The 22,057-nt window shown below is 57.0% G+C and carries 14 protein-coding genes; 1 reads left to right on the top strand and 13 read right to left on the bottom strand.

The genetic code is table 11. From position 1 onward, the window contains the following. The first annotated feature begins 12 nt into the window (after positions 1-12). Complete coding sequence (locus HW450_RS09790) at positions 13-999, top strand: acyl-CoA thioesterase (protein WP_182385449.1); 987 nt, start codon at positions 13-15, stop codon at positions 997-999. Here the strand turns inward: HW450_RS09790 and HW450_RS09785 are convergent. The 13 genes from HW450_RS09785 to HW450_RS09725 all read right to left on the bottom strand — a co-directional run bounded on the left by HW450_RS09785 (position 996) and on the right by HW450_RS09725 (position 22,035). Further along, positions 996-1,916 carry a class C sortase gene (locus HW450_RS09785; RefSeq protein ID WP_182385448.1) on the bottom strand — a complete coding sequence of 307 codons (921 nt, stop codon included), beginning with the start codon at positions 1,914-1,916 and terminating at the stop codon, positions 996-998. The genes HW450_RS09790 and HW450_RS09785 overlap by 4 nt on opposite strands. Continuing rightward, complete coding sequence (locus tag HW450_RS09780; protein ID WP_182385447.1) at positions 1,891-7,962, bottom strand: DUF5979 domain-containing protein; 6,072 nt, start codon at positions 7,960-7,962, stop codon at positions 1,891-1,893. The genes HW450_RS09785 and HW450_RS09780 overlap by 26 nt, the downstream gene beginning before the upstream one ends. Positions 7,963-8,000: 38 nt before the next feature. Further along, positions 8,001-9,335: a SpaH/EbpB family LPXTG-anchored major pilin gene (locus HW450_RS09775; RefSeq protein WP_182385446.1), complete on the bottom strand. Its 1,335-nt coding sequence runs from the start codon at positions 9,333-9,335 to the stop codon at positions 8,001-8,003. Then, positions 9,332-10,171, bottom strand: a complete 840-nt coding sequence (locus HW450_RS09770; RefSeq protein ID WP_182385445.1) for a class C sortase — start codon at positions 10,169-10,171, stop codon at positions 9,332-9,334. The genes HW450_RS09775 and HW450_RS09770 overlap by 4 nt, the downstream gene beginning before the upstream one ends. Before the next feature lie 121 nt (positions 10,172-10,292). Then, positions 10,293-11,792 (bottom strand): SpaH/EbpB family LPXTG-anchored major pilin, encoded by a 1,500-nt coding sequence (locus HW450_RS09765; RefSeq protein WP_182385444.1) that lies wholly within the window; start codon positions 11,790-11,792, stop codon positions 10,293-10,295. Between the two features lie 184 nt (positions 11,793-11,976). Next, complete coding sequence (locus tag HW450_RS09760) at positions 11,977-12,465, bottom strand: glutathione peroxidase (protein WP_182385443.1); 489 nt, start codon at positions 12,463-12,465, stop codon at positions 11,977-11,979. Between the two features lie 10 nt (positions 12,466-12,475). After that, complete coding sequence (locus HW450_RS09755) at positions 12,476-13,153, bottom strand: DUF2334 domain-containing protein (protein ID WP_182385442.1); 678 nt, start codon at positions 13,151-13,153, stop codon at positions 12,476-12,478. An 82-nt stretch (positions 13,154-13,235) separates the two neighbouring features. Next, a complete protein-coding gene (locus HW450_RS09750) occupies positions 13,236-14,672 on the bottom strand; it encodes a cation:dicarboxylate symporter family transporter (protein WP_232843382.1) in 1,437 nt (478 codons plus the stop codon). Between the two features lie 396 nt (positions 14,673-15,068). After that, a complete protein-coding gene (locus tag HW450_RS09745; RefSeq protein ID WP_182385440.1) occupies positions 15,069-17,165 on the bottom strand; it encodes a S9 family peptidase in 2,097 nt (698 codons plus the stop codon). Between the two features lie 456 nt (positions 17,166-17,621). After that, positions 17,622-18,515, bottom strand: coding sequence for a phosphoribosylaminoimidazolesuccinocarboxamide synthase (locus HW450_RS09740; protein ID WP_182385439.1), 894 nt, complete (start codon positions 18,513-18,515; stop codon positions 17,622-17,624). A gap of 67 nt (positions 18,516-18,582) precedes the next feature. Next, complete coding sequence (purB, locus tag HW450_RS09735; RefSeq protein ID WP_182385438.1) at positions 18,583-20,013, bottom strand: adenylosuccinate lyase; 1,431 nt, start codon at positions 20,011-20,013, stop codon at positions 18,583-18,585. 23 nt (positions 20,014-20,036) lie between these two features. Next, positions 20,037-20,696 carry a potassium channel family protein gene (locus HW450_RS09730; RefSeq protein WP_407926231.1) on the bottom strand — a complete coding sequence of 220 codons (660 nt, stop codon included), beginning with the start codon at positions 20,694-20,696 and terminating at the stop codon, positions 20,037-20,039. Then, positions 20,689-22,035 carry a TrkH family potassium uptake protein gene (locus tag HW450_RS09725; RefSeq protein WP_232843237.1) on the bottom strand — a complete coding sequence of 449 codons (1,347 nt, stop codon included), beginning with the start codon at positions 22,033-22,035 and terminating at the stop codon, positions 20,689-20,691. The genes HW450_RS09730 and HW450_RS09725 overlap by 8 nt, the downstream gene beginning before the upstream one ends. Between the last annotated feature and the right edge of the window lie 22 nt (positions 22,036-22,057).

Below are 22,057 nucleotides of genomic sequence, written 5' to 3'. Positions count from 1 at the left end.
GAAAGTCATCTTATGCCGGACCGCTCCCCTGCCATCACTCTTCGTTTCCTGGCCGCACCGACGGATGTGCTCATGGCTGGCAACCACGGCATCAATGGTGGACGCGTGCTGGAATGGATCGACAAGGCGGCATACGCGTGCGCCACATCGTGGTCCGGGACTTACTGCGTCACAGCTTACGTGGGTCACATTCACTTCTTCCGTCCGATCCCCTCTGGACACATGGTGGAGGTGCGTTCCCGAATCGCTATGACGGGGCGCTCCTCCATGCACATCATCAACGAGGTGTTCTCCGCAGACCCTCGCGAAGGTGTCTTCACCCGTGCCTGCGATTGTCTGGTCATCTTCGTGGCGAAGGACACCGCCACCGGAAAATCCGTGGCAGTACCCACCTACGAACCCACCACCGACGAAGAACGACGCGTCTACGAAGCCGCCCTCTCCCGCATTGAGCTGCGCCAGGCCATCGAGGCTGAAATGGAAAAGCAAACCTACGACGGCCCTTCCGACGCCCCGCGCCTCATCACCCGCTTCCTGGCCAAACCGACTGACGTGAACTGGGGCGGCAAGGTCCACGGTGGCACCGCAATGGAGTGGATCGACGAAGCCGGCGCCGCCTGCACCATGGAATGGTCCGGCGAACACACCGTCGCTGTTTACGCTGGTGGCATCCGCTTCTACCGCCCCATCCAGATCGGCGACCTCATCGAGGTAGACGCCCGCCTCATCCGCACCGACGCACGAGGGATGCAAACGTCCATCCACGTCCGCTCCGGTGCACCGCGTGGCGGCCGCTCCCACCTGGAAACCGCCATTCATGCGACTGTGTCCTACGTTGCTGTGGACATCGACGGCAACCCACTACCCGCCCGCCAGTTCACGCCGGTCACCGAGGAAGACAAGCGCCTCTTCGAACACGCAGCAACCCTCCGCGAACTGCGCTCCCAGTACTCGCCACGGCCACTAGTTGCGCAACGGCAAGTGCGGTTGACGGATTAGGGGTGTTGATAGCGATTTGTTTTCCGGGACAAATCCCTATCCATGCCCCGCGCTTGCTTCCTCTTGCGCCGTCGCCGTTCCCCGATGAGCAGGATCAGGAAGACAATTAACAGAATCAGCAGGTCCAGGATCATCCACCACGACAGTGGCAGTTTCCACTTCGCTCCCGCGTCCAGGCTGGATGGGTCCACTCTGTCAGCTTCGACGAGTAAGCGATCTGAGTTGATGCCGTATGGGGTGCATGTGACGAGGGTGAGTTTGTCTCGGTTGGGTTCGTAGGTGATGTCTCGCCAATCATCAGGTTTCACAATTTTTCGCCCTGTGACCTGGTAATACAGCGTTTCGTCGAGCACTTCCACTTTCACGATTGCCCCGTTTTTCAGGGTCGGGAGCTGGTCAAACATTGACGCGTTCACCATCCCGGTGTGGGCGGTGATCACTACGTTGTTCCCTAGCCCGCCAATGGGCAAATCGGATCCGAACATGTGCCCCGCCCCGTGGTACAGCACCGCGGGGCGCGAGGTGTGGGCAATCGGCAGGTCCACGTTGATGGATTCAATCGAGATGCGCCCGAGCGTGCCTTGGGTTTCCGGCGGGTTGAGCGTTGCCATGTACCGGTCGAAACCTGGGGAGCTGTCCTCTGGGGGCATTGCGTGGTGCCCCTCAGTTTCCAGCCACGCGTTGTATTCTTCGGCTTCGCGGCGCAGGCGCTGAATCTCTTCCCGAGGCTCAATCCTTTCGACATTCGTGCTGTATTCCCGGGCTTGCTGCTGCAACAGGTGATCGTTCCACAGCGTCGCAACGATCGGGTAAAGCAGCAGCAGCGCGCCCAGCACGATCCACAACCAGGAGCGTCGTTTACGCTGCTTGCTTTTCGACGCCCGCTGCCCGCTAACTGTCCTCCTCCTCGCGATCACGTCGCCAACGGTACACGCCGTAGCCAAGGATGAGCAGTCCCAGTATCAACACCCACACCAGCGTTTGCACACCGGTTTCCGGCAGTGCCCAGGCAAGGGAATCCATTGGGCGGAACGCACCGAATGAATCGGAAGCTGTTATCACCCCGGCAGAAGCAGTGCCAGTGACGGTGACTTTTCCATCGGACGGCTTGTAGGTGAAGTTTTGGTCATGAGGCTCCGTGATCTTCACCGTGAAGGTACAGGTAGCTGTTGCACCGGAGTTGAGGTCAGTGCCACTCAGCGTACACACCTCAGACGGAATGTTGCCTTCGGCGTCAATGGTGACCTCCGTGCCGTCAGGCTGGATCACGGTACGCCCGGCTAGCCCAGGTTCGACGAAACTGAGCTTAGTTAGGTCGATCGCACCCTTATTTTCCACAGTGTAGGTGAATTCCATGGAATCCTGCGTGTGCGGGATCAAGGCCATATCGGCAACTGCACCCGTCACCGAGCTGATCGGCGCGCCAGCGATACGCTTGGTGATCTTTAGCGCAGGGTACTTGTTAGTTGCAACCAAGGACCATGGCGCCCCACCGGAGGAGGTGTCGGTGGCAGAAGTTACCGGCAGCACCGCCGCAGAAACACTGTGTAGTTCCGCGGTGTCCTGTTCGGTAAAGGCGTTACTCACCTGAATATTGCCCAACCTGTCCCCATGAGAAGTCACCTCCAGGATCGGCTGCGCGTTGTCCAGCGAGTCATTGATTTCAGTGAAGGAGCAGGTCTTAGTTACCGGAACATTGGGCAGCTTGACCGAGTTACCAGCGCTGAGAGTAAAGCTGTTGCCAGCAATACAGTTTGTGGAGAATTCGAAGGAAGGAGTTCCCTCGGGCGAACCAGCCATCTCCTTGGTGAACGTCACATCCACGGTGTCTTGCGGGTAATAAACATCCGCAGCGACCGTCATCACTTCGCCATCAGCGGTAGTGACAGCATCAGAAGGCACGACGAACTTGTGCTCGTACTGTTTCATGGCTGCTGTGACATCAGCAGGAGCAATATTAGGGTTGCTCACCGTTGGGTTGGTATCTGACTTTTTATGACCTACCCAATCACCAAACTGAATGAACGGGGTACGAGTTCCCTGGGTCACTTCTAGCGTGGGCAGCGCCGCTAACGACGCTCCGGAAACCGTCAAGGAACAGGAAGAACCCGCGGGAAGATTAACGATCTGACCAGCAACAGGTGGTGTCGCGTCAGTAACCGATACCGTCGTTTGCGCTTGATTCAATGTTTGCACCACTTCTGCCGTCGTCTGCCGACCATCATCGCACTTGACGTTCAGGTGGTATCCCTCAGGAGAAACTCCATCAAGGAAACCCTCTTTCAGGGCAACCAAACGGACTGGCACCATCTTTCGGGAATAGTTGTTGTCGAAATTGAAAGCTTGCAGTTGATCAGAGTTTTCCACAATCCGCTGTTCCAGCGACGTTCCCTGCTCGCCATTGATGGAAACAGCTTTGGTGAACCCAACGGCATCGGTGCTCGCGCCTACTTCCGTAAACGTACAAAGTGCACCGGAAGACACCACCAAGTCAAAGTTCGGGCGGTAAACCTTGGACACCGTACCGTCTGGATTGCTCACCGTTTCCGTGAACTGATCCACCGTGATCTTGTTTGGCAACATCACATCAAGGTTGCTTCCCAGCTTCGGGCCGATCACGCCCTTGGTGTATCCCACTCCCTCACATCGGTAGGAAAACTCCACGGCGCCACCCTTGGTGACCTCATCAAGCTCAGCCTGGTTTGCGGCGGTGATCTTCTTGGAGAAATCGAGCTTGGCCGGGATGATCTCGTAGTTATTGGTCAGATTAACTACGTTACTTCCATCCTCAGTGGCGAAGAACATTGAGGTGGTTGTGTCATTGGGCAGCTTGTCGTCGTGAAGCGACGTAGCGTCGTTGCGCGTTAAGTCCCAGTCCACGCTGTTTGGACGAAGATGCGTCTGCAAATCACGACCATCCGAGGTCTCTTTCAAATCAAGACGGCCGAAGTTATCGCCGGTGATTTGGCACTCCGCGCCCACGGGCACGCCTTCCACTACCCACTGGCCCTCGCCTTGAATTGAGCCATTAAAGGTTGTCAGCGCTGGACGCGATTCCACCAGAGGATCCACACAGGTCATCGTGAACGCGTGGGTGTGGAATTGATTCTCGTATGCCTTGAGGTCGATCGGGGTGTTAGCGATCTTGTTCAGCTCAACACTGGTTGTGCGACGCTTGTAGGAATTACGGAAAGTGAACTTATTGTTCGCAGCACTATCCTTAATGATGTAGGTAGCCTTCTGATCCAATGCAGAAACATACGGCGAACCATTAAACGAGACCTCTTGTGTCAGATCAACGCCAGCAGGCGTGAAGGCTGTTTCTTCGTATGCAGTACATTTTGAACCAACCGGTATTCCACGGGAAGTGAAGGTCACTTTGCCATCCACCAGGGTCGCAGCGCGATTGCCAGTTTCCCCATACGGTGCTACGCACGGGAAATGAACGACGAATTCACGGTCTTTAGCCACACGCTGGCGTTCTTCTGAAATCAACGACGGTCCAGGAAACGCCACCTGTTTCTCTGCAGAATATGTGGTCCACACGTAGTCATACGAACTGGTAATTGTCACTACCGACTTATCCCCAACCACGATCGACGGCACCGAAAGAGAAGTAGAGTCACTATCACCCGAGAGAGTAGCTTCTGTTCCTAAAGCATTTTCCGGGAAGGTTGCCTCCCACGTCCATCGAATTGGGAAGGTTACCCCGTCCACGGTCCGCGTCTTGTCCGCGGGCATGTATGTATCTGCCTTCAACGAGCATTCAGAACCAGCAGGAATGTCTGTGGCTGAGAATTGCTTGTTTTCGCCGTCGGCAAGCTGGAATGCGCCGTCACCAGGAAGCACCAGTGGCTGACCGTTGTTGGTGCAGCTCAGCTGGTAGCTCAACGTCCCGGCCATCTGCGGGTTCGCCGCCACAACGCGCGTGATTGTCAAGCCATCACCTGATGCGGTGTAGGTGTTCGTGACAGTCGCGGTTTGAGTAGGGCCCGAGACCGTAACTTTCACTGAATTGACGTCGGTGCTCCAGAGAATGCCGGTGGTGGTCAGTTCCGGCCGTGTCTCACTAAAGGTGCAAGTATTTCCATACGGCACCTGCATATTTCCAGCGGCGTCGTTGACAGCTTTGGCAAGTTCGGCATCCGAGTCCTTAAAGGAGAGCGTGCGGGTTCCATTAGGCGAGACATTCACCGTGCCACGCAGCGCAACAGAACGCACGTTGCCCGCGACCTCTACAGAACGCGCACCACAGTCAAAACCGAGGTCGTAGCTAGCAGGCAGCTCCGTAGTGAGTCCCGCTGCGTTTACTATTTTAGTTACATCTACGGTCCCCAGCTTGTTCCGGAACGCGTTAGTAACCACAACCTTGTTTTGGTTCGGGTCAGCAGAATCAACGGCCGTGATAACTGCCGTGCTTTGAGCTTCCGCGTTATCCAGGACGGTTTCTGTGCCATCCAGTTTGGAACCAGCAACTCTGGTTTTGCTCAAATCGACCTGCTGTCCAGCAGCAAGGGGAGGTTCCCACACTCGGCATTCAGCGCCGACACGAATCTCTGGGATTGTCACCGCAGTTCCGTCCGCTGGAAGCTCCACCACTCCGGACTTGTTCGAGCTGGCATCTCCGGGCACAGCGCACTCATAGTTGACGGAAAACGCGGGGTATTCTCCGGTGGCTTTTTCAGCAGCCGGACCGGTAACATGCTTCGACACCGTCAGCGGAACAGTCTTCCACGAATAAGTCGTAGTGATGTCAATGTTGATACTCGTCGGGGCACCTCCGGATGGGTAATCCGGGATTGTAAATGGATATGCATCGAAAGAGTTTGGTTGGACATCGGCGTTCGCTCCCACGTTGAGGACGCGCTTGTCAAACTTTACGGTTTGCCGTTCTTTATCGCTCAAACCTGTCAACGGGGTGATTGTGCAATTGCGCCCCGTTGGCACCCCGTTAAGTGTCGTCGTTCCGCTTAGTGAATTCGTCCCATTCAGGGTGAGTTCAACGGTCTTCCTGAAATTGGCATCCGGACAGTTAATGTCAAAATTGTAGGTCCGTGGCCCGATGATAACAGAACCAACTGGATCTCCCAACACCGTCTTAGACAAATTGACCGTGCCAGTGTGGGCAGTGTACTTGTTTGTAGCCCGAACAGAATTACTTGTGGCCCCTGTGCCTAGCGGGACCAAGGTGACGGTTCGTGCAGGTAGCGTAGCACCGGCAGATGGGGCGAGCTCGGAGCCACCAGCCCAGGACAAGGCGTGATCGACACCAGAATCTGGGGCGGGTTTCGCGGACTCCGCCTCCGTGATGTTACAAATAGCTCCCGACGGCAATCCAGCAATATCGACGGTGTCACCGGACTTCAACTTTTTAGTATCCGTCAGTTTGACAGTGGGATAGGCCTTGGTGAATTCATCACTAGCCTGTTGATCGGTTTTAGATCCATGATGGGGCGGAACACAGCTGTAGGAAATCTCGAAAGTTTTGTCTACAAACTCGTTATACGAAGAAGCTGATCCTTCGCGGATCTTCCCCAAAGTAAGCGTTGCCGGAATAAACTTTGGAGTCCAGTTCACAGTACAGGTGATCGGCTTGTTGTCCGGGTTATCAGCTATTAATTCCGATTTCTTAGTCGCCGGATCATTGGTGAGTTTGTATCCAGCTGGAACTGAACCGGTTTTAATGGTGTCAGTGCGCCCCGGGATGGTACACGTCCACACCGTGTCGTAGCGGTTGAAAACCTGGTCAGCCTGGGAACCAGAAGCGGTAGAAGCAAACACCTGCGGGTCGAGCGAACTCAAGCCATTTTTGGCATCCATGTTTAACGACCGGGTGACCTGAGTGTAGGTATCCGGCCCCTGCCATGGCGCCGGGATAGTGGCGTTTCCGGCACGCACTCCCATGGTGAAATCAAAGCTGGTTTCCTGACCCGTTGCCAGTTTCTCCTGCTGGGTATCCGCCGCAACGTTGCCGCGCATGCGGCCAAAATCCAATGCCAGGGCAAAAGCCTGCGTGGACCAGGAGTAGGTTGACACTTCGATGCGCGTCGCGTTCGGCACTGACACCAGATACATGCCGGCTTTCTGGGAATTGCTCGACAGCACCAGGCCGCTCCATTCCAGGCAGCCAAAATCTGCCGGGCCGATATTGTGCCGGGCATACCACTTCGGATCTGGAACTGGCCCAAAGGTGTTTTCCTGATTGGTTTCTACGGAACACGCAGGCGAATAGTTTTTTAATGCTGGAGTAAAGCGTGCTACCGGGCCTGCAAACACTTCCTCACTCGGTTCGTGGACGGTCAAAACTTCTGAACCAGTACCACGGGCGGTTTGCTGCGCATCAGCAACCATGAATCTAGGGTTGGGAACCTGCTGTCCCGTAGCTTTGTCAATGAGCTTAATCTGGTCGTACACAAAACGGAACTTGCGGGACCATGTCGCGTCATGATTGGTTTTGATCACCGGACGGTTGCTATCACCTGATTCTGGCACAAAGTAGCTCACACCGTTGATGGTGTTTCCGAACAGTGAAGAATCGTCCACATAGGCAAAACCCGTGGTCACTCCAGGCGCCAATGCCGTACTTGCCGTGGTTCCCACAGCAATTCGGCCAGTTTGGGAAGCAGGCTGCTCCCCCACTTGCGAGAGCATGTAGGTCAGCGTGTAACGCCCCAGATCCTTGGTGACCTGCTTGGGCGTAGAACCCAAGCCAAGTGCTTCCTTTTGATCAATCCAGCACAGTTCATCTGAAAATGCTTCTGCTGTCGCATCTCCTGCGGACTTGCGGAAGGAACAATCTTTGTATTTCCATGCTGAGCTGCTCCAGCTTTGATTGCTCGGCGGAGTTGCCGGTGTCACGGCTTCCGCTTGTGGTAGGCGGTCCGCTACGACGGGGAAACCAGCCATGGCCAAGGTACACAGCACTATTGCGAGGAAGGCGTTGATCCGAGTGCGTGTGGTCATGGTCTTTCCTTTCTGCTGTGTCCGTGTTGCTCTGGTGGTCATGAACGTTCCTCCGCGTCGCTACGTTCTCTTTTGCGTTTCCCCAGTAGGAATAGCGCCCAACCGGCGATTGCTAACAGGGCCGCACTGACGATTGCCCACAGCACATTGGCTCCTGTCAATGCCAGGCCTAGGCGTGGCAAAAGTGGCTGCCGGTCAGCCTGGGAAGGAGTGGTGGCAGGTGGCTGTGCGACGGAACTACCCGGCTCGGCGGGGCGTGGAGTAATCGGCAGTGCGGGCCCGCCGGGAATGCCAGGGAACGGCGGCGGTACTTGGCCTGGGAGGCATTTACAAATTGCTACGGGGTTGGAAGGAATGGCCACGCTGTCCAGGCCAGAGAGGCTATCCACCTTCTTATCCGGCAGTGGGAACAGCGCTTGCTGGAAGGTCAAGGTCGGCCGAACCGGGGCGGTTTCGGTAGGTGTCACCCACCAAATCGGCCGAAACGCCTGAGGCTTAAGGTCAAATCCCCATCCGTCGGGGATTAGGTAGGCGGTGTTGGGGACGACTTCCCCTACGGCCACCCAATCGTGCACTGTGGCGTCAAAGCTAGTGATCACTCGGGTTTCCGGGTGGTCACTGCGGGCCGCTGCGAGCTTAGCCAAACCGGCCTCGGTGAACTGGACGAGGACTGAGTTAGTTGTGTCATCGAAGGCAAAGGAGTAATCAGTGTCTACTACAAGTAGAAGATCTTGCTGACCTTGGATCTTCACTTCCAGGTTGCCGAGGTACTTCATCCGCGGATCAATAGGGTCCACGATTGCGTACTGGTGCAGCACTCCATCCCGATCTGGTGCCGGAACACCAGTTACTACCTGCAATCGTGCGGGATCATTCTCGGTGACGCAGAATTTGTCAGTTTCTTTGTATACCGGCAATGGTTGATTCTTCGGCCGAATGACCACGTCGTTGGTTGCCCGCTCCCCAATCGCGGGGACAGATACCAAAAACGGGGTGGCTTCGATATAGTCAACGTTTCCCACCCGATATGGTTGCTCCCGCACCAGATAAACACCTGGTGCCAGGCCAACGAAGCGGGCCACGCCCTCGGAGTTAGTAACTACAGTTGTGGCTGGCCCCATAGGGTGGGGGGAGTCGTCGGTAAGCACGGCAATGTTCTGTTGCGCCATCTCCGCCAGCTGTGCCTGCTGTGTCGGCGGCATGTCGAGCAGCTGGTTAATCTGAAAAGGCACGCCTGATACCGGGGCGCCGTACTCTTGGCCGATGCCGTCCGTTTTCACGACGGTCAGGGTGTAGTTTCCCTGCGCGATGGCGGGGGCTGCCCCAAGCAACGCAAAGACCAACGCAAAGAAGCACGCTAATCGACGACTCATTGGTTTTGTTCCTGACGCTTCTTACGACGGCGCAACATCCACATCAGCCAGAGGAGGTACAGCAGTACCAGCAGCGAAATAATGATCGCTGCGATCATCCACGGTTGCCATGGGCTGCGATATTCTTGCTTCAATTCCGCTGACGGCACTGCGGTCCGGTGTCCCCGTACTAATAACCTGTGGGAGTTAATGCCATAGGGAGTACAGGTGATGAGTGTGACAAGGTCCTTATCGGCTTCCGGCTTGATGTTTTCTACGTCTGCTGGCAGAACGACGGAAATCTGGTCCACCTCATAGGCGAGGGTCTCCCCTGCCACTTCCACAAGGAAGGTGTCGTGCATCTTCATGTGGGTGAGGTTGTCGAACATGGTGAGCGTCGCCAGACCTGTGTGTCCGGTGAGCACCGCATGGGTCCCTTCGCCACCGACGGGGAGAGCCGTTCCATATAGGTGCCCGACGCCGTGTGACAGTGTCGAGTTATCCGTGCCGTGATAAACGGGCAGGTCAATACCTACCGCGGGAATCCTGATGCGCGCGAGAATGCCGCCGACATTCAGCTGCTGTTCGTAGTCTTGGTATCCAGGGGTGGTTTTGTCCACGCCGTTGACCCACGGGTCCGGGGACCCGAACGGGGGAAGGCTCCGGTTGTAATCATGCGCAGCGGCCAACATCGCGTCGCGTTCCTGTGACGAAAGCTCGGTAACGTGCTTTGAGTACTGCTCCGCGATGCGGTGTTGCTCTACGTTCTTCCAGTGCGTGAGCACGACGGGGGAAAGCAACACGATCACCGCGAGGAGCAAGTAGATAATCGAACGCGGGTTGCGACGTTTTTTCACCCCACCTTGAGATGAGTGCAAAGTAACCACAGGGGTTTTCGACCTGCTGTGGCTACTCATTGCTATCCATTCTTTTTCCAGGACCCTTTTTGGGAACACTTCGGTCCCCAGTTAGGTCAACTTACGCAGACTGCTTGTTGTCTTTGTAGGAGGTGTACAGGCCGCGGGCAAGCAGCGCGATACCGACCAAGAACACCAACACAATTCCCCAGGCACCGGTGGCTGGGAGCTGACCGATGATGGAGTCTTTCGCGTTGTTCACCGTGGCGGTGAAAGCACGGCTAGTCGGTTCATAGTTGACAGGCTGTGGGTCTGGGTTACGGACGTACCCCTTTGGTGCCTTGGTTTCCAGCACACAGTACTGGTTTGCTACTACACCCGTAGCGCCACCGGAGAAGGAGGATGCAGGAAGACCGTATGCCTTTGCTTCGGCAGTGCCACCAGTGGTTTCAATGGTGTCCTTCAGGTCTGAGGCTTGCTGATCTCGGGATACCGTGAGGGGCTGACCCAGCAGCTGCCAAGTCGAATCCTCTTGCTTTTGGCACTGGTAGATCTGGAAGGTTGCCCCGTCGAGTTCTGCCTTGTTGTCGCTACCGGTCTTGGTGATGGTCAGGTCACCGAAGGTGGTGGAGGTAGGGCCATCGGGAGTGTTCGGATCAGTATCCGCCGGAACGTCCGTGGTTACTTCCGCACCATTAGGAAGAGAGATGGTGGCGGTGTTGTTGATCTTGCCGTCGGTGGGGATGCTCACTACCTTGGCGTCGAACTTCACAGTGACCTGCAGAGTCGGATCATCCTTACGCGCTTCCTGGAGCTTGTTCATACCTTCGCGGGTGAAGGTAACGGTGACGGTGTTGTTGTCCTCAGAGAGGGTGTAATCCCCCGGAGAAGCGAGCGCCACAGTCGACTTGCCGGTGGTGCCGACAACAATTGACTGAGAGGTCAGCTGCAGGTTGTCAACCAGCTTATCTGTGATGATGAAGCGATCCATTGCCCCAGCAGGAACAGGGGCATTCACGGTGTAGGTCAGGGTTCCGCCGAGTGCGCCCTTGGAATCGTCCACCTGCTTGTTCGGCTGAACATTCTGGTTCTTAGGGGCAACCTCCCGCGTGTAATTCCAATTACCGGATTGCGCATCGTTGTAGGGGAGGGTGATGAGGAATGGTGCGGCGGTGGTGTAGCCAGCACGGTTAAGTTCCGTGATCTTGTAGGCACCGACCGTAAAGTTAGGGGTATCCGCCGTGGATACGGTCGCGGTACCACCGTTTGCTGTGGTCACGGTCTTGATCTCCGTGACGTCGTTAGCGGTCGCTGCGGTCAGACCCGCCAGCTTTTCCCACCCTGCTTGGGTGGTCAGGTCAACATCGTTGAGCTTTTCGATCTTGAATTGGGCCCCATCGAGGCCGTTGCTCGTATCGCCAATTTCACCCAAGTACTTCTTAATCGTCAGGGTTACTTGAGCTTTGGGATCGATTTCGCCGGTCGGGGCGGCCGGCGCTGGAGCCGGAGTTGTTTCGGTACCGGCTTGTGCCCCGGCACTAGGCATAGCGGCGAAGGTACCGCCGAAAGCTAAGGCACCGGCCGCAATGACGGCGGCGATGCGCTGTGAAAAGGTTGACATCTTTACCCCACTGTAGGAACGGTTAGTACTGCTCCTTACCTTTGAATGGGCGATAAAGAGCATGACCTATCAACACTTTAGCTGCACAATCAATGCAATAGATATCCATCTTATCAACTTATTATTTTTACAGTCTTAGCTATGCTTTTGTTTAGCTTCTATTTCCCTCAACCGGACTTTTCTTTTAGATCGGCAAATTCTCCTCAATCAGATCAATAACCTCATCATCTTCCGGGTCGGTCTTGGGTCGGAACCGAGCAATGACCTCACCTGACGGCGAGATCACAAACTTTTCAAAGTTCCACTGCACGTCCCCGGCCTCCCCCTTCGCATCAGGAGTCTCTTTGACGATCTGGTAAAGCTGATGCGCATTCTCGCCATTGACGTCCGCCTTGGCCAGCATCGGGAACGTCACCCCGTAGTTTGCCTGGCAGAATTGTTGAATCTCCTCAGCACTGCCAGGCTCCTGCGCCCCGAATTGGTTGCAGGGCATTCCAATGACGAAAAGGCCTCGCATCATATAGTCGTCGAAAAGTCGCTGCAAACCCTCATATTGCCCGGTCAGGCCGCACTCGCTGGCGGTATTGACCAGCAGCACCAGGTGCCCTTCCCAATCTTTGAAGGTGGTTTCGGTGCCGTCCAACAGGGTTACTGGGGTGTCATAGATGCTCATGCCGCCCAGGCTAGCGGAAGTCACGGTAGTCGCGCGGGGTGAGGCCGAGACGCAGCGCCTTATCGACGCCCTCCAGAAAATCCCGGGCCGTCTTTTTATCCGAGAGATTGCGCGCCGAGATTGACAAGCGGACCGTCCTGCCCTGCGCCGCCCCACGCTCCACCGCGCGGATGATGTTTCGCCGCCACCACTTCGCCGCGCCGTAGCCTTCACCGAAGGACAGGTTTCGGGTCTGGGTGAAGTCCCCGCTGTCCAGATTGTGAATTCCCCGCGTGGAGGAAACGAGCGTGAACCCGAATTCCGGGAGGACCTGGAGAGTCCCCGCAGACAGTCGCCAGCGAGGCGGGGCAAACAGATCAGTATCAAAACCGATCTTCTGCATCTGACGGGTAGCGCCCTTGAGCCGCAGCCGTGCTTCGTGGGACTCCAGGTTAGCGAACTCCGCGCGTCGCCCCTGTACCGCTTGATCGAAGCCATTGAGGATGATCGCGCGATCCGCGCTTTGCTGATCAAGGAGCCACTGCTTGGTGGCCGGGTCCTTGGCTAGGTGCCAATTGCCGTCGATGTGCGGGGCGACCAGCAGCGACACTGGCACTCCCCTGCTGTCCAGGTGACTGATGAGTTTTTCGGTATCGGCACGAGTGGCATCAAAGATGCTTGAGATCGAAACCAACAGAGCGCCGTGCATGAGGGGTATTATCGCACGACCTCGCCCACCCCGCCACAGGAAAAGCCCTCAACCTACTGGCTGAGGGCGCGTTGGGAAACAACTAGTGCCGGTACGCGTCCAGGTCGACCTGCGGCGTCGGCTGCAAAGTCATGTTAGGGGCGTTTTCGACCTCTGGGTTACGAAGGTCAACGTGCGTATCATCCGGCAAGGCAACGTAAGGAATCTTGCCGTTAAGCACGTCCTTGACGCGTTCCTTGTCAATGGACTTGGTCCAGACACCAACCAGCAGGGTTGCCACGGAGTTGCCGGCAAAGTTGGTCAGCGCACGAGCTTCGGACATGAACTTATCGATGCCCATGATGACGTCCACACCGCTGAGCAGCGCTGGGGAGTGAGACTGCAGACCGGCAGCCAGGGTGGCGATGCCAGCACCGGAGACGCCAGCAGCGCCCTTGGAGGCGATCATCATGAAGATCAGCAGGCCAATCTGCTCATTGAGCGACATCGGCATGTGCATGGCATCAGCGATGAAGATGGCGGACATCGTCAGGTAAATAGCGGTGCCGTCCAGGTTGAAGGAGTAACCGGTCGGAACAACAATGCCGACGGTGGACTTGTCCACGCCCGCGTGCTCCATCTTGCGCATGAGGTTTGGCAGCGCAGACTCGGAGGATGAGGTAGCCACGATGAGCAGGAATTCGCGGCCCAGGTAATTGAGCAGCTTGAAGATGTTGAAACCACCGAACACCCACAGCACCAGGCCAAGAACCACAAACACGAACAGGAAACAGGTGATGTAGAAGGCGAGCATCAGCACGGCCAGGGACTTCACGGCAGCCATACCGGAGCCACCCACCACACCAGCCATGGCGCCGAAGGCACCAAGCGGGGCGAGCCACAGGATCATGTTCAGGATCTTGAAGACGACCTTCTGCAGGTGAGCGACGAAACCGAGAATCGGCTCACCGGCCTTGCCCATACCTTGAACAGCGAACCCGAACAACAGCGCAATGAACAGCACCTGCAGCACGGAGCCAGAGGTAAACGCGGAGAACATGGTGTCCGGAATGATCGACTGGATAAAGCCAACCGTACCCGTTGCCTTACTTGGATCCGGCGCGGACTTCGGGTGCTCAACGGCTGCGATATGCAGGTTGGAACCAGGCTGAATGTAGTTGCCCACCATGAGACCCACCGCAAGAGCGAAGGTGGACATGGTGATGAAGTACGCCAGCGCAATACCGCCAGCCTTACCGACGGTGGCTGCAGCGCGAACCGAGCCAATACCCAACACGATGGTGCAGAAAATCACCGGAGGAATGATCATCTTGATCAGCGACACGAACATCGTGCCAACGACCTTCCATTCCTTCGCGTGAGCCGGATCGACCAGGCCGAAGGTGACGCCTGCGACGATCGCGACGATCACCATGATGTACAGCCAGTGGGTACGGTCCTTACGAGGCTTCTTTGGCTCCGCAATGCGTGGGGTGGCGGAGGATGCAGAGAGGCGTTGGGCGGCCGGGTACTCGCCCATATTGTCTTTGTCAGACATCAGTGGTTGTGGTCTTTCTAGGAAGTGGCCACCATGTATGCGGTGGCCGAGTGAACGTAAAGTTCGCTGCTCGACGCACAGCTCCAATTCCCACTTGGTGTGAAACCAACGAGGAGCGCACAGGTCTGTATCGAGGGGCACATCGAACCTTCTGCGAACTGTAGTGCCACGCTGCCTACTCAATCAATGCACAACTAAGCCCCACGAAAACGCCCCCGAAAGCGGGAGGAAAAATCACAAATCAGCTACATCTTCATTTCTGCAGCGTACAGACTTGCAGCCCCCGAAAAGTTCCGATAATAAGACGCAGCGCCATAAACTATGAAACACGCCACATAAGTAACGGCAGGGGTAAAAATACCCCCGTCCACCTGCGCTTTAGGCCTCGAGACCGGACACCTGGTTCACCAGCCACGCGAGCTCAAAGGCGGACTGGCGCCACCGCTCATAACGGCCTGAGACACCGCCGTGGCCTGCTGCCATTTCAGTCTTGAGCAGGAACTGGCCACCAGCAGCGGTGTCCCGCAGCTTCGCGATCCATTTCGCAGGCTCCACATACAGCACACGAGTGTCATTGATGGAGGTCACCGCCAGGATATTCGGGTACTGCAGCGCCGCCACGTTCTCATATGGCGAGTAGGACGCCATGTACTCGTACACTTCCTTGGATTCCAGCGGGTTGCCCCATTCTTCCCACTCCACCACGGTCAGTGGCAGCTCCGGCATGAGGATGGAGGTCAATGGATCCACAAACGGCACCTTCGCGGCGATGGCCTTGAATCGATCCGGGGCCATGTTTGCCACGGCGCCCATCAACAGGCCTCCGGCGGAGCCGCCCTCGGCGCCGAGCAGCTCGGGCGTCGTCAAGCCTGCTGCGATGAGGTCGTCTGCGACGTCGATGAAGTCGGTGAAGGTGTTCTTCTTGGCGAGGATCTTGCCGTCGTCATACCAGCGGCGTCCCATCTCGCCGCCACCACGCACGTGCGCCACGGCAAAGACGATCCCGCGGTCGTACACGGAGATGTACAGATTGGAAAAGCTCGGGTCGATGGAATGCTCATAGGAGCCATAGCCGTAGAGGATCATCGGGTTCGGCTTGCTCAAGTCCAGGTCAGCGCGGTGCACCAGCGACACCGGGATTTTCTGACCATCCCGCGCGGTCACCCACCGGCGCGTCGCGACATAGTCCTCCGGGTTGTAGCCACCGAGGACTTCCTGCTGCTTCAGCAGAGTGCGCGTTTGCTTCTCGACGTCCAACAGGTTCACGCTCGCTGGCTGCGTAAAACTGCCATAGGTATACCGAAAGACCGGGGTATCCCACTCCGGATTGCCACCGGAACCGGCGGAATAGAGCTCCTCATCGAAGCTCATTTCCACAAAACTGGTGTAGCCAGGGTCCAGCTTCATCAGCGCAATCCGGCCGATGGCCTCCCGTCGGTAGCCCAACACCAGGTGGCCGGCAAACGGGTCAATGGCTTCCAGGCGGACATCGCTACGGTGTGGCACCAGGACATTCAGTTCCTCAATCTGGAAAGAGCCCACCGGGCACTCACCGATCTCGAAGTTGGGGCCCGTCGCGTTGTGAATGACCAACCAACGGTCCTCACCATTGACCACCGCATGGTCAACCCCGTACTCGATGCCTTCCTGACGCGGCAGCAGACAACGAAACTCACCGGTCGGGTTATCCAGCTCCAGCGCCCACATCTCCGAGGTCATCTTCGACCCGGCCTCCAGAAGCAAGTACTTTTCCGACCGTGTGGAAGCGACGCCTACCCAGAACCGCTCATCCGGCTCGTGGAATACGCGAACATCCTGCTCGGTCGGGGTTCCGACCTTGTGGCGCCACACCGAATCCGGACGCCAGGACTCGTCCACTCGCTGGTAGAAGAGATAATCATCCCCTGCCCAGGTTGCGCCGTAGGCAATATCTTCAATGACGTCATCGAGTAGCTCACCGGTACGCAGATCCTTGATCCTTAAGGTGAAACGCTCGTCGCCCTTAGTGTCGGTGGAAAACGCCAGGAAATTGCCGGACACCGTGACACTGGACGCCCCCACAGCAAAGAACTCGTGGCCTTCCGCCAGCTCATTCATATCCAGCAGTACCTGCTCATTAGGCTCAGGTTCTTCCGTGATCGTCGGCGGAAGCCACGCATCCTGCCCCTCTGTCACCGGCAGGCGGCAGGCACGCCCGTAGCTCTTCCCCTCCTCCGTACGGGAGTAGTACCAGAATTTCCCCTGACGCACCGGAACCGACATATCGGTTTCCTTAATGCGGCCCTTAAGCTCCTGGTAAAGGTTTTCTTCCAGCGTCTTCAGATGTTCAGTCTGAGCCGCAGTATATGCGTTTTCCGCTTCCAGATATGCCTTGGTGTCGGCCGATTCCTTATCGCGCAACCACTCATAATTGTCGACAAAATCAATGCCGTGATGGCTGCGAGTAATAGGGCGCTTAGCTGCTTTAGGGTACATGAGCTACCACACTACCCGGATACGAGGGATGCGTGCTTCACAGCGGTCCCGAGACACCCTTAGTTGCAATTCCGGTTTCCGAAAATCAGCAGAAAAGATTCATCTATCCTGTGCGTGCCAAAAAACAAGATCCACATTGACCCTCCTACTCCCACTGGCCACAGCAGATACGGGAAATGCGTTCTCCCCGACATTACCCGCCCGAAGTTCGGGCTCAACGGGGCGTTTTTGGGGCATTGTCGGGGGCGTAAAGTCGGGGGCGTAAAGTCGGGGCCAAAGCGTGTACCCCACAAAACGGAGAATGCCGCCACGCATAAACCTTTGGACGCTCTCGGAACTGTTGGTAGAAGGCTCAGCCATTCCCAGTGGCGCTCCTGTATACGAAAACCGGGAACGCTAGTTGCTAAACACCAAACCCCCAACGCACACAGCATTGGGGGTTGACTGTTTAACGGGCTACACGCAGCAGCCGATCCATTCGGAGAATTTCTTGCCCGAGATGCGCTCGTAGGCTTCGATGTAGCGTTCGCGGGTTGCTTCCACAACGGAGCCTGGGAGTGGTGGTGGCGGGGTCTGGGAAGCCTTGTTCCAACCGGACTTCGGTCCGGTGAGCCAGTTGCGGACGTACTGCTTGTCGAAGGATGGTTGGACTCGCCCCTCGACGTAGTCGTCGGCTGGCCAGTAGCGGGAGGAATCGGGGGTGAGGACTTCGTCGGCGAGGACAAGGTTGCCGTCGGAGTCAAGGCCGAACTCGAATTTGGTATCGGCGAGGATGATGCCCTTCTCCAGCGCCATTTCTGCGGCCTGGGTGTAGATCTTCAAGGTGGCGTCGCGAAGCTCTTCAGCGCGCGCCTGCCCGAGCTTTTCGACGACCTGTTCAAAACTTACGTTTTCATCATGGTCACCGAGGTCTGCCTTCGTGGCAGGGGTGAAGATTGGCTCCGGGAGTTTGGAGGATTCGCGCAGGCCTTCTGGCAGTTCGATACCGCAGACGGTGCCGTTCTCCTTGTATTCGGCGAGGCCGGAACCGGTGAGGTAACCGCGTGCCACGCATTCGAATGGCAGCATTTCCAGCTTCTTGCACACCAGTGCTCGGCCGAGGACCTCCTCAGGGATCCGTGGATCATCGATGGGGCCGGCCAGTTGGTTAGGGAAATCAATGTTTTCAAAGAAGTGGACCGACATTGCGGTGAGCACACGACCCTTGTCCGGGATTTCGGTGTCAAGGATGTAGTCGTATGCCGAAATTCGGTCGGAGACCACCATCAGAAGGGTCTCATCATCGATCTCGTAGATTTCGCGTACTTTACCTGCGGACAGGTGATTGTACGAAGAAAGTTCAGGACGCATAACAGGGTAGTGTAGCCCTGCCCTTGCCGAAATGCCATGTCGAGCGTCGGCAAGGGCAGCAAAATTTTTACAGGATCTCCCCCGGCTGGTACTTCGCAGCCTCTGGGTAGCGGGACACCACGTCGTTCACGCGGGCCAGGACACGGCTCACCTGAGTTTCCGCCGCACCGATGAAGGCATGGCGATCAGCCAGCGCTGCCTGCAGGTCTTCCGCGGACAAGGTCATGCGCTCGTCGGCGGCAAGGCGCTCGATGAGGTCCTGGGAGCCACCGTTCTCGCGCATGTTCAGCGCCACGGCAACAGCGTTTTCCTTAATCACTTCGTGAGCAGTTTCACGTCCCATGCCAGAGCGCACCGCCGCCATGAGGATGCGAGTGGTGGCCAGGAACGGCAAGTAGCGTTCCAGCTCTCGGTCGATCATCGCCGGGAACGCACCGAATTCATCCAGAACGGTGAGGAAGGTTTCGAACATGCCATCAAGGGCGAAGAACGCGTCCGGCAGCGCGACACGGCGCACCACCGAGCAGAACACGTCGCCTTCGTTCCACTGCTGGCCCGACAGGTCCGCCACCATGGTGAGGTAGCCGCGCAGAATAACCTGCATGCCGCCCACGCGTTCACAGGAGCGTGCGTTCATCTTGTGTGGCATTGCAGAAGAGCCAACCTGGCCTTCCTTGAAGCCTTCCGTGACAGTCTCGTTGCCTGCCATCAGGCGGATGGTGTGGGCCAGGGAGGATGGGCCTGCGCCGAGCTGCACCAGAGCGGACACCGCATCGAAGTCGAGGGAACGTGGGTACACCTGCCCCACGGAGTCGAACACGCGGTGGAAGCCAAGGTGATCCGCAATGCGGGTCTCCAAGGAGGCAAGCTTGGTTTCGTTGCCACCCATGAGGTCGAGCATGTCCTGTGCGGTGCCCATTGGGCCCTTGATGCCGCGCAATGGGTAGCGGTCAATCAGGGACTCGGTGCGCTCAATGGCGATGAGCAGCTCGTCGGCTGCGGAAGCGAAGCGCTTACCCAGCGTTGTTGCCTGCGCTGCTACGTTATGAGAGCGGCCGGCCATCACCAGAGACTGGTACATGGCGGCACGCTCACCGATACGAGCAAGCACAGCCACGGCCTTGCCAAGAATGATCTCCAGGGAGCGGTGAATCTGGAGCTGCTCCACATTTTCCGTAAGATCGCGGCTGGTCATGCCCTTGTGAATGTGCTCGAAACCAGCCAGGTCATTGAACTCTTCAATGCGTGCCTTCACATCGTGGCGCGTGATCTTCTCGCGCTCAGCGATGGATGCCACATCCACCTGATCTTTTACCGCCTCATAGGCAGCAATGGCCTCGGCGGGAATATCCACACCGAGGTCTTTCTGTGCCTTCATGACCGCGATCCAAAGCTCGCGCTCCATCACGATCTTCGTTTCAGCGCTCCACAAATTAGAAAGGTCAGCGGACGCATACCGATTGGACAGGACGTTGGAAATCTTCTTCTTTTCAGCCACGTCCCCATTATTCCACGTCTGAACTACCTCTCAGAAAACTCATCCAAGGCCTGAGCGGTGCCCGCAACAATCACCAAGTCTCCGGACTGAATACGATAGTCGGGTTGTGGCGTCGAAAAGCGGCCCCCTGCAGGCCTAATCGCCACCACCGTAATCCCCTGTGGAAAGTCCTTGACAGTTTTACCGTGCAGGGAAATTGGCGGCGCCAGTTTAGCCAGCGCAAAATCGGACTCAAACTCCACATAATCCTGCAGATGCCCCGCGATCAGGTGCGCCACCCGGCGGCCGGTGTCTCGTTCCGGTCGCACCACGTGGTGCACACCAATTTGGGTCAGAATCTTGGCATGCTGGTCATTGTCGGCCTTGGCCCACACGTTTTTCACGCCCAAATCCATCACCGCGGACGCCGTCAACAAGGAAGCACCCATGTCCGAGCCGATGCCGATGACCACGCGCTCCGCATCGTCCACACCCAGCTGCCGTAGCGCTTCCGCAGACGTCGTCTCTGAAATCACAGCATGAGTGATTAGGGAGGAAGCCTTGGTCACCGTAGCCTCGTCCCGGTCAATACCAAGCACCTCCACACCAGCGTTGACCAGCTCTTCGCCGAGAGCCAGACCAAAGCGTCCAAGGCCAATGATGATCACAGGCGGGGTCTTGTGAGAGGGAAACAACTTAACCAATGAACGGCCTTTCTACTGGGTAGCGGTACAACCGCTTGCTTTGCCGCGCAGCAAGCGCCGCAACGACGGTAATCGGCCCAACTCGGCCGGCGTACATCAGCACCACCAACCACAACTGGGCAAACTCCGGCAGGTCAGGAGTAATGCCCGTCGTCAGCCCCACCGTAGCAAACGCACTGATTGTTTCGAAGACGATCTGGTGCGAACTGAACTGTGGCATCAACACCTGCAGCGTCAAGATGGACACCAGCAGCACCAAGGTAGCCATCATGAACACAGCCATCGCCTGACGGACAATGCGGTTAGGCACCCGACGCCCAGAGACAAACACCTGCTCATCGCCACGAATCTCGGCGACCAACACTGCCACCAGCACTGCCGTCGTGGTCACCTTCACGCCACCAGCAGTTCCGCCAGAACCGCCACCGATAACCATCAACAAGTCAGTCATAAGCAACGTGGAATCATGCAAGTGCGACAGATCAAAAGCATTGAAACCCGCGGTCCGGGTGGAGACGCTATGGAAAAACGCAGCCTGCACCGCATTCCAAGTACTTAAGTGAGCAAGCGCCCCATTCCATTCAAAAACTGCCGTGCCCAGGGCACCGACCACCAGCAGCACCGCCGTCCCCCACAGGGTAAAACGCAAGGTCAACGACACGGGCAGTCTGTTCGGATGGTGGACCCGCTGTCGAATCTCGAGCAGCACCGGGAACCCCAAACCGCCGATGATGACGCCACAGGCGATAGGCAAAATAATCAGGGAGTCGCCCACATAAGGCACCAGGTTGGTACTTGCCAGCCCAAAGCCGGCATTATTAAAAGCCGACACCGCGTGGAAGACGCCCTCCCATACGCTGGCCCCAACTCCTAGGTCATAGTGCTCATGGAATCGCAGCACCAAAATCGTAGCCACGATTAATTCCATAAAGAAGGAAAACCCCAGGGTGCCAAGGATGATGGCTTTCACCTCACCCAATTCCCGGCCCCGCATCTCCGCGGTGGCATTCAGCCTGCCCTTCACCCCCAGGCGACCAGCCAGCAAATAGCTGGCGACCGTGGCCAAGGTCATGATGCCCAGGCCACCTATCTGAATGAGGATGAGGATGACAGCTTGCCCAAAATGCGACCAGTACGTAGCGGTATCGACCACGGTCAAACCGGTCAGGCACACCGCAGACGTCGCAGTGAACAGCGCAGTTACCGGTTCGGGGCTCTGCGGGCCGCTCCTAGAAATGGGGAGCAGTAACAACGCTGTTCCGAGCAAGATCAGCACTAAAAAACTCACGGATACCAGCTGGGCTGGGCTAAAACCGCGGCGTGGATGTGAAGAGATCACGGGAGATACTGTAGACCCCTTC

It is taken from the genome of Corynebacterium hindlerae (assembly GCF_014117265.1).
Taxonomy (GTDB): Bacteria; Actinomycetota; Actinomycetes; order Mycobacteriales; family Mycobacteriaceae; genus Corynebacterium; species Corynebacterium hindlerae.
This window is presented reverse-complemented; position numbering and strand designations above follow the sequence as displayed.

What these genes read in the sequence shown, in the direction of transcription:
- HW450_RS09790 (WP_182385449.1), top strand. Translation starts at nt 13, where the DNA reads ATGCCGGACCGCTCCCCTGCCATCACTCTTCGTTTCCTGGCCGCACCG.
- HW450_RS09780 (WP_182385447.1), bottom strand. Translation starts at nt 7,962, where the DNA reads ATGACCACACGCACTCGGATCAACGCCTTCCTCGCAATAGTGCTGTGT.
- HW450_RS09775 (WP_182385446.1), bottom strand. Translation starts at nt 9,335, where the DNA reads ATGAGTCGTCGATTAGCGTGCTTCTTTGCGTTGGTCTTTGCGTTGCTT.
- HW450_RS09765 (WP_182385444.1), bottom strand. Translation starts at nt 11,792, where the DNA reads ATGTCAACCTTTTCACAGCGCATCGCCGCCGTCATTGCGGCCGGTGCC.
- HW450_RS09760 (WP_182385443.1), bottom strand. Translation starts at nt 12,465, where the DNA reads ATGAGCATCTATGACACCCCAGTAACCCTGTTGGACGGCACCGAAACC.
- HW450_RS09755 (WP_182385442.1), bottom strand. Translation starts at nt 13,153, where the DNA reads ATGCACGGCGCTCTGTTGGTTTCGATCTCAAGCATCTTTGATGCCACT.
- HW450_RS09750 (WP_232843382.1), bottom strand. Translation starts at nt 14,672, where the DNA reads ATGGGCGAGTACCCGGCCGCCCAACGCCTCTCTGCATCCTCCGCCACC.
- HW450_RS09745 (WP_182385440.1), bottom strand. Translation starts at nt 17,165, where the DNA reads ATGTACCCTAAAGCAGCTAAGCGCCCTATTACTCGCAGCCATCACGGC.
- HW450_RS09740 (WP_182385439.1), bottom strand. Translation starts at nt 18,515, where the DNA reads ATGCGTCCTGAACTTTCTTCGTACAATCACCTGTCCGCAGGTAAAGTA.